General features: G+C 36.3%; 13 protein-coding genes. 4 read left to right on the plus strand and 9 right to left on the minus strand.

Annotation, left to right across the window (positions count from 1 at the left end):
- Nucleotides 1-18: 18 nt before the first annotated feature.
- A complete protein-coding gene (locus T498_RS0106110) occupies nucleotides 19-684 on the plus strand; it encodes a GDSL-type esterase/lipase family protein (protein ID WP_028235149.1) in 666 nt (221 codons plus the stop codon).
- 22 nt (nucleotides 685-706) lie between these two features.
- Nucleotides 707-2089: an MATE family efflux transporter gene (locus tag T498_RS0106115; RefSeq protein ID WP_028235150.1), complete on the plus strand. Its 1383-nt coding sequence runs from the start codon at nucleotides 707-709 to the stop codon at nucleotides 2087-2089.
- A 21-nt stretch (nucleotides 2090-2110) separates the two neighbouring features.
- Here the strand turns inward: T498_RS0106115 and T498_RS0106120 are convergent, their stop codons facing one another.
- From T498_RS0106120 to T498_RS0106135, 4 genes are all read right to left on the minus strand, one after another.
- Nucleotides 2111-2518 carry a Fur family transcriptional regulator gene (locus T498_RS0106120; protein WP_028235151.1) on the minus strand — a complete coding sequence of 136 codons (408 nt, stop codon included), beginning with the start codon at nucleotides 2516-2518 and terminating at the stop codon, nucleotides 2111-2113.
- 13 nt (nucleotides 2519-2531) lie between these two features.
- On the minus strand, nucleotides 2532-3464 hold the full coding sequence (locus T498_RS0106125; RefSeq protein ID WP_028235152.1) for a TIGR03943 family putative permease subunit: 933 nt from the start codon (nucleotides 3462-3464) through the stop codon (nucleotides 2532-2534).
- Between the two features lie 3 nt (nucleotides 3465-3467).
- A complete protein-coding gene (locus tag T498_RS0106130; protein ID WP_036977955.1) occupies nucleotides 3468-4583 on the minus strand; it encodes a CobW family GTP-binding protein in 1116 nt (371 codons plus the stop codon).
- Between the two features lie 156 nt (nucleotides 4584-4739).
- On the minus strand, nucleotides 4740-5174 hold the full coding sequence (locus tag T498_RS0106135; protein ID WP_028235154.1) for a hypothetical protein: 435 nt from the start codon (nucleotides 5172-5174) through the stop codon (nucleotides 4740-4742).
- Between the two features lie 538 nt (nucleotides 5175-5712).
- On the opposite strand from T498_RS0106135, the gene T498_RS0106140 reads away from it, so the two are divergent.
- Both T498_RS0106140 and T498_RS16505 read left to right on the plus strand, forming a co-directional pair.
- Nucleotides 5713-5964 (plus strand): heavy-metal-associated domain-containing protein, encoded by a 252-nt coding sequence (locus T498_RS0106140; protein WP_028235155.1) that lies wholly within the window; start codon nucleotides 5713-5715, stop codon nucleotides 5962-5964.
- Nucleotides 5965-6467: 503 nt separating this feature from the next.
- Entirely contained in the window at nucleotides 6468-7370 is a 903-nt protein-coding gene (locus T498_RS16505) for a LysM peptidoglycan-binding domain-containing protein (protein ID WP_081779697.1), read from the plus strand.
- A 585-nt stretch (nucleotides 7371-7955) separates the two neighbouring features.
- Here T498_RS16505 and T498_RS0106155 read toward each other — a convergent pair.
- Genes T498_RS0106155 through T498_RS0106175 form a run of 5 tightly spaced genes read right to left on the minus strand, consistent with a single transcriptional unit; the run spans nucleotide 7956 to nucleotide 12139 of the window.
- Nucleotides 7956-8150, minus strand: a complete 195-nt coding sequence (locus tag T498_RS0106155; RefSeq protein WP_028235156.1) for a hypothetical protein — start codon at nucleotides 8148-8150, stop codon at nucleotides 7956-7958.
- Nucleotides 8125-8367, minus strand: a complete 243-nt coding sequence (locus T498_RS0106160) for an HPr family phosphocarrier protein (RefSeq protein WP_028235157.1) — start codon at nucleotides 8365-8367, stop codon at nucleotides 8125-8127. Before T498_RS0106160 ends, T498_RS0106155 begins: the two co-directional genes overlap by 26 nt.
- Nucleotides 8368-8376: 9 nt before the next feature.
- The gene (locus T498_RS0106165) at nucleotides 8377-9639 is read right to left on the minus strand and encodes a zinc-binding dehydrogenase (protein ID WP_028235158.1); all 1263 of its coding nucleotides are present in this window, start codon (nucleotides 9637-9639) and stop codon (nucleotides 8377-8379) included.
- A 29-nt stretch (nucleotides 9640-9668) separates the two neighbouring features.
- The gene (locus tag T498_RS0106170; RefSeq protein ID WP_036977956.1) at nucleotides 9669-10088 is read right to left on the minus strand and encodes a PTS sugar transporter subunit IIA; all 420 of its coding nucleotides are present in this window, start codon (nucleotides 10086-10088) and stop codon (nucleotides 9669-9671) included.
- Between the two features lie 14 nt (nucleotides 10089-10102).
- Complete coding sequence (locus T498_RS0106175) at nucleotides 10103-12139, minus strand: BglG family transcription antiterminator (RefSeq protein WP_028235160.1); 2037 nt, start codon at nucleotides 12137-12139, stop codon at nucleotides 10103-10105.
- Nucleotides 12140-12152 lie beyond the last annotated feature (13 nt).

Below are 12152 nucleotides of genomic sequence, written 5' to 3' on the forward strand. Positions count from 1 at the left end.
AATAGGAGGAACTACAACATGAAGCCAGATGAAATCCTAAATGGATTTTTCCAAAAAGAAAAACTAGAAAAGCTAGAACGCTATCGTCATCTAAACAAATATGTAAAAAAAGGACAGATTTTATTTACTGGCTCATCTCTAATGGAACAATTTCCAATAAATGAAATCTTGCAAAACCATGATATCAATTGCACTATCTATAATCGTGGAATCGGAGGATACACAATCCCTGAAATGCTAAATGCTATGGATGAGCAGATTTTTGCATTAGAGCCTTCAAAGATTTTTATAAACATAGGCACAAACGATATTAGTAAGCCTGAAGAAACTACCGAAAAACTCATATCAGACTATCGCCAAATACTTACTCAAATCAAGGAAAGACTGCCTGAAGCAAAGGTATATATGATGGCATACTATCCTGTAAATGTTGGCGTTGCCGCAAAACAACCATGGCCTGATGCTGACATGGCTGCTAAACTTAGACTAGAGAGACTAGATGATTGTAATAAAGCTGTAGAAAATCTTGCCAAAGAATTTGGATATAAATATATAGATGTTAATGAAGGACTTACTGTAGCTGATAATCAAACAAAAGAAGAATATTCAATTGATGGTATACATATGTGGTCGGATGCTTATGAAGTGGTATTTGAAAACATGAAAGAATTCATCCTTGAATAAATGTTAGAAACGAGATATTTATATGAAACCAATTGATTTTGAAAAAGGAAAAACACTTAATAATATACTTTCTGCTGCACTCCCTATGCTTGTAGCCCAGATATTAAATCTGCTATACAACATTGTAGACAGAATATATATCGCAAGAATTCCACAAATTGGTACTGTTGCCCTTGGTGCAGTAGGCCTCTGCTTTCCCATTGTTATTCTAATTACTGGCTTTACCAATATGTATGGAAGCGGCGGCGCTCCACTTTTTTCTATTGCAAGAGGACAAAAAGACAAGGATGAAGCAGTGGCCCTCCAGAACACTTCTTTTTTCTTATTAGTTGCTACAGCAATTGTGCTTATTATTGTGGGCGAAGTGTTCGGGGAACCAATCCTTAGTGTTTTTGGAACATCAAAATCTTCTATGGTATATGCCCTACCGTATTTACGAATATATCTGCTTGGTACATTATTCTCAATGATTTCCACTGGAATGAATCCATTTATCACTGCCCAAGGTTTTGCTGTTGTAGGAATGACAACAGTCGTTGTGGGTGCTGTTGCAAATATTATTCTTGATCCCCTATTTATTTTTGTATTTGGATTAGGCATTCGAGGTGCGGCAATAGCCACGGTTATCTCTCAGGCCCTATCTGCCGTATATGTAATGAGCTTCTTATTAAGAAAAGAAAGTGATTACAGACTCCATATCCTTAATCTTGATGAAATCAAGCATTGTGGCTATAGAGCAAAAAAGATTATTGGACTTGGTACCGCTGCATTTATCATGCAATTTACAAACGCAGTAGTACAAATATCCTGCAACAATGTGCTGTCAGCTACAGGTGGAGACATATATGTTTCTATCATGACTATTGTAAACAGCGCTAGGCAAATGATGGAAACTCCTATGCTGGCAGTTACTGAAGGAACATCTCCTATCATCAGCTACAACTATGGCGCAAAACGATACCCTAAAATTAAACAAGCAATTACCATTATGTTTGTCATAGACATAATATATTCATTAATCGTGTGGACCATCATCAGAGTGTTCCCTGCTGCAATAATTGGCATATTCAGCAACGATAAAACAATCCTTGCAGACGCTATTCCTGCCTTTAATCTGTATTTTTCAACATTTATATTTATGACATTCCAGCATACCGGCCAGGTAACATTTAAATCTTTAGGATTAAAGCATCAGGCTATATTCTTCTCATTGTTTAGAAAAGTAATTATTGTTGTTCCTCTGACATACATTCTGCCTTATGCATTTCATATGGGAACTAATGGCGTATTTGCAGCCGAACCTATAAGCAATGTGGTTGGCGGATTAGCTTGTTTTATCACCATGGTATTTACCGTAAATACGATAATAAAAGCCGGAAACTCCAAAACGGATTTTTCTGATTAGCATTTTTACTATAAGTCCTGTCTATTTACAAGTACAGTTTTGGCAAACACCAATTAGTAACGTTTTCCCGAAATCGATTTTAAGCCCATAAGTTTTTTTCACATTATCCGCAAATCCTTTCACAAAATCAGCTTCAATGTGAAATAACTTACCACATTCAGAGCACTTGCCATGCATGTGTGTGCTGCAATTTGTGTGTTCTGGAGAATACTGATAGAACCAGCCTTCGTGCTCTGTTTCTCTGTATTTGTAAATCACTCCCTGCTCGCATAGTCTATCAAGATTTCTGTAAACAGTGGTTTTATTAACACCATCAATATTTAATTGAAGATATGTCAACAAATCAATGGCACTAAACCCTCTATCTGGATTCTCCTGTAAAAATTCTAATAGTGCAGTCCTCGCCTTTGTCCTATACTCTGTTTTCATATTCCCTCACCTGTCACACCACATCCACAAAATTGTTTTCTGGAGGATTACAGTGTTCAATTTCCTTTACATATATTACAGGATACCACAAATTATATTTTTCTATATAGTCCTTATCAATTATCCCTGAATATTTTACCCAATCATCCAGCTCCAGTTCATCAGCGTGAGAATAATTACAAACAAAACCAAACATAGACAAATCCTCAGCGCAGCAAGTCATAGCAAATCTCCCCAAAATGAATGAGGTTAAAACATCATCAGATTTTTTTATAACCATACCTTGAAGATTAACCTGTTTGCCAACATACCTGTCCACATTTTCCATGATATCAATGTAAAAAGTAGCATAATTGTCATCTGTAATAGTGAGGTCATCTTCATTTATATCATATGGAAGATCCTCATCAAGCCTGCCACTCATTTCTCCATCCTTATCATAGAAAACAACATTCAAATATGAATTAACCGCCTTAAGGCTACGCCTATAGCCTCCAATTTTATCCAAAACAGTATCACAACGATTAATAATCGTCATAAGAGAATTTCTCACTTGTTCTGCCACTAAAGGTTTCATATTTCTAGAATACATTTCAAATGTAGTAGCATCAAAAATACTGATTTCCACTAAATCTTCCCAATACCATGGAAATTCCAAATCCTTCCTATTCCACATTCCATTGTATTCAATTATCACTCGTTTTGGCTTGTACTCTTTTTCTATCTCAGCAAGATATTCAGGATTAAAATCCTCTTCTTTCTCTATAGAGATTTTTTCTACATGATGCCCCTCTAAAAAATCCTCAGGATACTCTTCGTCGCCTTCCTCGCATTCTATGAGTAGAGTTTCTCCGGAAATTTGAAAATAATCCTGTCCCAAAAGCTCTTTTATAAATGTGGTCTTACCTGCATCCATAAAACCATTTATGAAGTATATTCTTGCCATTTGTTATGCCCACTTTTCCCTATCAATACACTTTTCTACCAACTCAATAATATCCGCCTTCTCATAACCTTTACCAATGAAGACCACCTGATTAATTCTATCTCCATATTTTTCGTCCCAATCATCACAGATATCTGGGAAATCTTTTATCAATGCATCCAGCTCATCCTTAGGCCACGCCGATACCCATGGTGTCAACTCTGTGATGGAAGCATTCCTTCCTGCCTGTTCAAAAAGCTGAATATGTTCGTCATCATCTGAAAACCAAATATATCCCTTAGAACGAATCAGCGTATTAGGATAATTCTCCACCAAATTATTGAATGCTTCCCTGTTGAATGGAGCCCTCTCCTCATACACAAAAGAAGAAATGCCATATTCATCAACACAGGCTTTTGCATTATCAGGCTCACATTCATTGAGTGCTCTTTGGACACTGCTTGAAGCAAGTACCTCATCAAAATCGAAATCCTTTCTATCCAACAATTTTTCCAATGAAACCTCTCCATTAACGCATGGAATCATTTCCGCTTCCTGTTGTATATTTCTTAGAGCCGACTTCACTTCCTCTAACTGATTGGCTGAAAGCAGATCTGTTTTATTCAGGAGCATGATATTGCAAAATTCAATCTGATCCATAATCAAATTAATAACATCTCCGTCCTCCACATCCTCTTCCTCGGACAACTCATTCAAGAATTCACGATAAATTCTATCCACATCTACTACTGAAACTACTGTTTTCAAATACACTCTAGTTTCAGTTGACTCCTCATAATTAACAAAAGCACCAGCTATGGATGAAGGCTCACTAATGCCTGATGCTTCCACAAAAATAGCCTCAATGCTTTTATCTGCTGCAAGACGCTCTATCTCATTCATAAACTCATCTTTTAATGTGCAACATATACAGCCATTTTGCATCTCCACCATCTCGACTTGAGCTACCTGATTATTTGTCTTGCTTAAAATAGATGCGTCAATGTTGATACTGCCCATATCATTGACGATAAGAGCAACCTTTCGCTCCTCCTGCATCAACAAATGCTGCATCAATGTAGTTTTTCCTGAACCTAAATAACCTGTAATCAATACAACTGGAACTTCTCTTTTTGACATTTTTAACCTCATTTCTATAACTAAACCATTTTGCAACTTGATTGCATATTCTATCAATATTCTATATATTTGTCAATATATGCAACTTTGTTGCAAAATAATAAGCACTTAAGCTAGAAATATTACTTCTATTGCTTAAGTGCCTTTTTTCTTCATTTATTCAGTTCTAACCTCGTAATGAAATGTGAATGTCACACCTGCATCCATTGACTGGGTCGCGTAGTACTTCTCTTCACCATTTTCAATAACAAGCTTATGAGGGGCCATACTATTAAGATCAATGCCACCACCTTTTTCCGTTTCAATGATACCGCCTGTAGATTTTAATATAATTTCATCTTTTGAAATCTTTTTAACTGTCAGTTTATATCCCATTCCATCATATATTACATCGCCCTTTTTCAACCCTTCAAGCTCTTGAGGCTCAGCATCGTCTCCGCCAAATTCATTCCAATTTTCTATCGTCGCAGTTAGTACTCCTCTCCAGGTCTCTTCATCATTCTTACTTTTACTACACCCCACAAACACAAGCATAACTAGCATAGTTGCTATACATAATGCAATGTCACCTCTTCTTTTCCATCTTCCCATTATTCTCCATTTCCTTTCTGGCTGATTTGTAATTACTATGGGTTCCCTAATCCCAATAATATTTCTAGAACTATCATGATTATACTAGTAATATGTAACTCTTTAAATACAGATTGTACTCAAAAACATATGTTGATGTTCACCGTGGAAAATTAAGTATCACTATTTGCTTATTTTTAAAAGTGATACTTATTTTCTCTTTGCTTTTGGCAATTATTGCAAAATCTAGTATCACTTTCGGCCATATTTAAAAAGTGATACTCATATTATGTCAAAATCCCCCTATAAAGCCTCTTTTCTAGTATCACTTTTGATTTTCAGCTCAAAGTGATACTTAATTTTCTTTTAAAACAGTATTTCAAGCGATTTTCTAGTATCACTCTGCAAATATAAGAAAAAGTGATACTTCAATCATTAAATCTCAGAATCGTGATTGTTCACAAGAGGTAATAAATAAGGTTAGATTTATCTAACTATAAATGCTATAATATGACCAAAGTTTAGATATCTATTTAATAATTGAAAGGAATAAAAAAATATGAAGAAATATACAGTTAAGATAGATGGCATGATGTGTGGCATGTGCGAAGCACACGTCAATGATGTGATTAGAAAAACTATTCCAGCTGCTGCCAAAGTAACATCCTCTCACAAGAAAGGCGTAGCTACTTTTTTGGCCGAAGACATTGATGATGATAAGTTGATTGCCGCTGTTGCTGACACGGGCTACACAGTTTTGGATATTGAAAGTGAGCCTTATGTGAAAAAGTTTTTCTTATTTAGAAAATAGTTTATGAATTGAATTTTTTGAATAAACTACTTAAGAACCATCGCTCACTATGTGTAGCTTTAATAGAATGAAACATGGAAAACCAATAACAACTACAGCTTTTAGATGACGCCTATATTTAATTATCCATAATAGGCGTCATCTATTTTTCTATTTTTTGACTCCTATGTTTTGTTTTCTTATATAGGCGTCAACTTTTTCTTGATTTCCTGACTCCTAAAGCATATTTATTTGCTGAGGCGTCAGTAAATACCAAAATCCTTGACTTCTATAAGCTGCTTTCTTCCCCTAGGCGTCAGTCAACTCCAAAATCACTGACTCCTATAAACCGCTTTCTTCCACTAGGCGTCAGTCAACTCCAAAATTGCTGACGCCTAAAAACATTTTCCTTCCTCAGGCGTTACTTCCTCCCCCGTTTCAAAATCCCGACATATTTTTCTGCTAGTATGACCTCATCGATACTCATATAATAACTATCGCAATATTATCAAGGAGGTAACTCAATGAATCATTTTATATCAAAATTATATAGATTCCTGAAAAAACATCAGTTTTTCAGGAATCGTAAATACCATGAAAATAGATTTATCTATTTTCATGTCCTGCAAAGCAGGATTCTTGCTGACAATTTCATTGTTCTGTCAGCAAGAAGTCATGGATTGTTTCTTACGTGCACATTGCTATTGGCATTGAATATCACTGCAGTTGCTGCACCTAGCACCTATGTGCACAATCCAATGGATAATCCTAAGGCTGCAAAGGATATCATTGTAAACGATGATGCTGTATATGGTTTCTCTCCTAGCCCAACCTCTGAACGATTACATGATTATGCCGATTATGATTGGACCGACGCTAATGCGGTTAGCGCTATGCGAAAGCAGCGTGAAGAATATCACGAAAGTATGAAAGAGCTTTATCAAACTCTAGAAGTAATGAAGGCTTCTGGATGCTCAACTGAAGAAATTGCAAGAACTCTCTGCAATCGTCGAAATGAAATAAGGCTTGAATCATATAAAGATGATCCAGTAGGACTTGAAAAAGCTAAAAAAAGTAATCTTGAAAACTATGGAAACGAAAATGGCGGCACGCCAGATTTCTTTTACGAAAAATATGGTTCATGGGACATTGTAATTGAAAAGTCTTTGTCATCTAATCCAGGTGCAGACGCTTGCCTTGGTCTATATGACACATACTATTCTACTTACATCATTCCAGCTGACACTACTGCTACACCTGCCGAAGCAGCCCCACAGTTTTATGTAGTTCAACCAAATGACAACCTCAGTATCATTGCTGAAAGAGTATATGGAGATAGAAATCTATGGTGGAAGCTTTATGACACAAATAAAGATATTATATCCGACCCTAATTTAATTCGTCCTAATCAGCAGCTGGCAATATAATATTTACAGAATAAAAAGGAGTCTCAATATTAAAGTGGGAGGTCTGCTTTACCTCCCACATAGTTTTTTGCACTCATTCATAGCTATATAGACTTTAAAAATATGAAGTAAAGAAATGTTTTCTAAAGAAAAACAGTGCATTTCAAATAATAATTTAGCGGCGCTGTTGCTTATAAAAATTTATTACTCTTAATTAATATTTAGAGGATTATTGCCAACAGTTATTGCTCATATATATAATTCTGAGTTTTATTAATACTAAATACCATAGCGCATATTATCATATCATCGAAAATACACAGCGCTATTTAGGTTAATACTAATTTGTACTGTTTTTTTCAAAGTCTAGTTCAATCTCTCGTCTAAAAATCTCGCATATTTCATTAAAATCTCTTAACCTTTCAAGAATATATCGATGAAGAATGGGAATTCAGCAAAAAATATAATCTATCAACAGTTTTTCCTAGACAAATGTAAATATCACTCATACGATAAGCAAATAAAAAAGAAGTAACCAGTGTGAGATTCATAATCCCACCAATTCTGGTTACTTCTTTTATTAAATTTATAATTGAAATAATTAATCTACGCAGCTACTTCAGTAGAATTCTGATTTTGACTATTAAGCTTGTTGATTTCATCAATACCTCGTGCAATAAGAACTACAAGGGCTATCCATGATGCTGCAATCAAAATAAGGAATTTTCCATAGAATGGGAGCTGAAATGGCATATCCCAGATAATTATTACAATACTACCGAACAAATAAGATATTTTCAAGCTTATCTTCATCATCACCACATGCTGTAAACTCTATTACATCGTTATACTTTGCTCCAAGTGACATAAGGCCAAACATAGATTTAGCATCTATCATTTGGCCATTGAGTGATGCCCATACATCACAATTTAAAGTATTAAGTTTCTCAATTAAAGCTGTAGCCGGAAGGGCATGTAGCCCCTCCGGCTCAGTTATTTCATAATTTACTTTTACCATAAATTCATTTTAAATCTCTACATTAAAATGTGCAAAAAGAATCTTTTCTGCATCTGGATTCCAAAGTCCATTATGCTCCTTGCAGCTCTTATCAAGCTTAGCAAATAATTCGTCTGATTTACCGAGCTCTTCGAAATCATCGATGGCTGTAAGTGGCATGTCAAACTGTGTGTAGCAAAGCTTCTTGCCACCAGGGATTCCCGGTAGATTACATGTTGTATCTGCAACAGCATCAAGTCCACCTACGTGAGTAACCATAACAGAAGGATTAATCTCACCCTTTGCTGCAAGCTGAAGTGCCTCAAGCAAATCGTCATTGTTTCCACCAGTTGTTCCTAAAATATGAGTGCTGGTGTAATGTGCATTGTAAAGATTGATTTCAGATTTAAACTGATTGTCTGTTGGGCCTGCAAAGAAGTTCATACATCCATCAAATGCAAGAAGTCTGTCTCCCATCTCTGCAACCGGCTTAAATGGAACATATACAAATACATCATCATATCCATGTCCATCTGTAAGTGCCATAAGCTCTTCTTCTGCGTTTTCCTTTGATGAGTTGAAATAGATTAATTCAACTCCCTTTGATGCTGCAAATTCTGGGCTGATAACCTCTGCTGCTCTTTTAAGCTTTGCATCATCTACATCTGTAACTACGATTCTCTTTGGCTTGTTCTCAAATCTGATACCGTAGCTAACAGCTCCAAGTCCCATAGGACCGCAACCGCCCATGATAAGAATGTTTCCATCCTTCTTTGTACCCATAGAGTGATTGTAATTCTGCTTGTTTGTATGATAATTAGCGTGATATCCACCGATAACACAGCTCATTGGCTCTCCAAGTGATGCCTGATAAAAAGCCTCTCCATCATAAGGAAGAAGTGCATCTAACTCCATAACCTCGTGTGGCATGATGCAATATGTAGCATCTCCACCACAGAATCTGTAAGAGTATCCAGGTGAATCAAGCTTTCCCTGATAGTTGAGAGCTGGCTGTAATGCCCACTTATCACCTACTTTATACTTGTCTTTCCACTTGTCACCTACCTGAACAATTACACCTGAGCACTCGTGACCAGTGATGATAGGATTAACATCTATATCCTGTGGTGCTCTTTTGTGCTTCTTACCCTGTTTTGCCAATTTATATGTCGACATACAAATACTGTCGCTAATTACCTTAACTAAGATTTCATCATCTTTGATCTCTGGAAGCTCAAACTCTTCCAATCTAAGATCCATTTCGCCATACATTCTAACTGCTCTTGTTTTCATTTGAAGTTATACCTCCGATATGTCAGGTCCTATCCTTCAAACATAGCGCTGATTTCATCCTCCGTCATTGAAAGTAATCTATCTATACCGTCTGCATCAGAAAATGATAGTGCTATCTTAGAAAGGACCTCTAAATGTTCATTACCTACTGCTGCAATGCCAATGATAACCTTTGGTTTTTCAGCGGCACCCCAGTCCTGTCCGTCAGGAACTGTAATAAGTACTATTCCTGTTTTCTTAATTTCTTTCTTTGCTTCCTCAACTCCATGTGGAAGGGCCACAAAATTACCCATATATGTGTTGAAGATCTTTTCCTTCTCAAGCATAGCCTGAGTGTATTCTTCATTTGTATATCCCTCAGAAGTAAAAATAGCACCAATTCTTCTGATAACATTTTCTTTTGTATCTGGTTGTTGATTTAAAAAGATATGATTTTTTTCTAGTACCAAAACATAACCTCCATTTATAACTCATTCAAATGCTCACTGAAATATCCTTTTAGTATTTCCTGTAGCCTATTCCTAATTTCATCTTCTTTTCCATTTTGAATGTCTGAAAGAAAATGTTCATCCTCAATAATTGCGCTGCTTATTCTTCCAAGCATCTCTGAATTTTCTTTTCTGTGTTCATCAAGTGGAACTACCATACAGATAACAGCCTTTATGTTTTCAAGACCTTCACCCTGTATAACCTGCTGATTTTCGCAGCTGGCTGTAACCACTTCACACTCTTTAACAGCTCTGCTTCTAGCATGTAGAAGAGCTATTCCAATCTCTGGAAATACTTGGCTCATGACCTGTTCACGAGCCATTATTTCCGAGCTTAATATTGCAGCTGCCTTAGGCGATTCTGTAATATCCTCACTCAGAATACTCACCGTTTCTTCAAAAGATGTAAGAGGGGAAATCTTTTTATGGTGATATTTTCGGATAATACCTTTTAACCTAATTATGATATTGTTTATATCATCAAGCTGCCTTGTAAAGTCAGTATCCGCCTTTCGAAGAGGCAGTGACGAATACTCATCAATTTTTGTACTGATTTGTAAAATATCCTTTGGTGTAATCATCGGATTTACCATTAAATAGTCTGTTCCGAAATCATTGAGTTCAATGATTGATATAAAGAAATCAGTACGTGATATGATATGTTCAGTTATCTCATCAACGCCATAAGCCTTGAGTACGATATCGTCATTTGCAAAATGATTTCTAAGCTTAGCCATCATTAGCTGCGCTACTCCAAAACCACTTGCGCAAATGACACCTATATTAACAGTTCTTTTCTTTCTCTTTCTACTTTGAATCTTCTCCTTTGCTGCTCCAAAGTGCATGCAAAGATATCCGATTTCTGATTCATTTGGCATCAGCCCTGTGCGCTCATATATGACACCTGCTGCCTTTTTACAATCTTCATATACTGAAGGGTATTCCTTTTTTATCTGTGACAGTAATGGATTTGATATAGGAAGATCATTCTTCATTCTATATAATGCTGTCTCCAGATGGACGATTAGGCCTGTAATAAAATCATCTTCATACTTTATTTCGCTGGCATAGTCTTCATCAATGGAATCTATCATTCCTTCAACAATGCTAAGAAGCTCTTCAGCCTGCATAACCTGCTCAAACTTTGTTGCGTTAGAATATTTGAATTTTGAACCTCTAATATGTAAAAGAATATTGTTTACTTCTGCCTCTGGAATCCTAATATCAAATGCTTTTTCTAGCGCTTCTGCTATCTTTTTAGCTATGTCATATCCCTTATCAAGTGAGGCATCATAGCTTTCTTCCGTAACAAACTTACCTTGCTGAATTCTTTCTACTGCAACTGCCAGATGCACTAGTAATCCAATATAGGCATCGTTTGTAATATTCTTTAAATAAGGCTCATCCATGTCATCCAAAGCATTTCCAACCTCTGCCAGGATGCCTTCGTTTAACAGCGAATAAATGTTATCTCCAAGATTTGGATTGTTTTCAAGCCTCATGCTCTCTGTAACAAAACGCTGCATTGCAACTCGGTAATTCTTTTCTGAAGCCGATAGCATTATTCCATAGCCAGGCTTTTTCACAAGTTCAAGATGAAATTCTTTAGCCCATTCCTCTATTGCATCTAAGTCATTACTGATAGTAGCTTCGCTCACCCCAAACTTATTGCTGTAGTAAAACAATTTTTGAGGTTCGCGATTACGAAGAAGTTCTATTTTTAGGTAGTTTCTTCTTCGTTCCTTATCAGTAACTACCATCTCACGAGAAGTACTAATTGCATCTAAGATGGCTTTCTTATCCTCCTCAGAGCCTTCAATACTACTCCCCTCACCCTTTCTGCGTACAAGCTCAAGATTGTAATCTGCAAGTGCAGATGAAACATAATCTGCTTCTCTAAGGATTGTACGTTTGCTTACACCTAAAGCCTCCGCCAGCTCATTGTCTGTCAGCGGGTGCTTAACGCTCAACAAATTTATAATTATTTGTTTAGTACGAGGTGTAATATCCATAATAAAATCCTAT

This window comes from Pseudobutyrivibrio sp. MD2005, from assembly GCF_000621865.1.
GTDB lineage: Bacteria > Bacillota > Clostridia > Lachnospirales > Lachnospiraceae > Pseudobutyrivibrio.

Excerpts from the sequence above, each read along its gene's own strand:
- T498_RS0106165 (WP_028235158.1), bottom strand. The coding sequence starts at position 9,639 with ATGAAAACAAGAGCAGTTAGAATGTATGGCGAAATGGATCTTAGATTG.
- T498_RS0106110 (WP_028235149.1), top strand. The coding sequence starts at position 19 with ATGAAGCCAGATGAAATCCTAAATGGATTTTTCCAAAAAGAAAAACTA.
- T498_RS0106140 (WP_028235155.1), top strand. The coding sequence starts at position 5,713 with ATGAAGAAATATACAGTTAAGATAGATGGCATGATGTGTGGCATGTGC.
- T498_RS16505 (WP_081779697.1), top strand. The coding sequence starts at position 6,468 with ATGAATCATTTTATATCAAAATTATATAGATTCCTGAAAAAACATCAG.
- T498_RS0106135 (WP_028235154.1), bottom strand. The coding sequence starts at position 5,174 with ATGGGAAGATGGAAAAGAAGAGGTGACATTGCATTATGTATAGCAACT.
- T498_RS0106175 (WP_028235160.1), bottom strand. The coding sequence starts at position 12,139 with ATGGATATTACACCTCGTACTAAACAAATAATTATAAATTTGTTGAGC.
- T498_RS0106115 (WP_028235150.1), top strand. The coding sequence starts at position 707 with ATGAAACCAATTGATTTTGAAAAAGGAAAAACACTTAATAATATACTT.
- T498_RS0106160 (WP_028235157.1), bottom strand. The coding sequence starts at position 8,367 with ATGGTAAAAGTAAATTATGAAATAACTGAGCCGGAGGGGCTACATGCC.
- T498_RS0106130 (WP_036977955.1), bottom strand. The coding sequence starts at position 4,583 with ATGTCAAAAAGAGAAGTTCCAGTTGTATTGATTACAGGTTATTTAGGT.
- T498_RS0106120 (WP_028235151.1), bottom strand. The coding sequence starts at position 2,518 with ATGAAAACAGAGTATAGGACAAAGGCGAGGACTGCACTATTAGAATTT.
- T498_RS0106125 (WP_028235152.1), bottom strand. The coding sequence starts at position 3,464 with ATGGCAAGAATATACTTCATAAATGGTTTTATGGATGCAGGTAAGACC.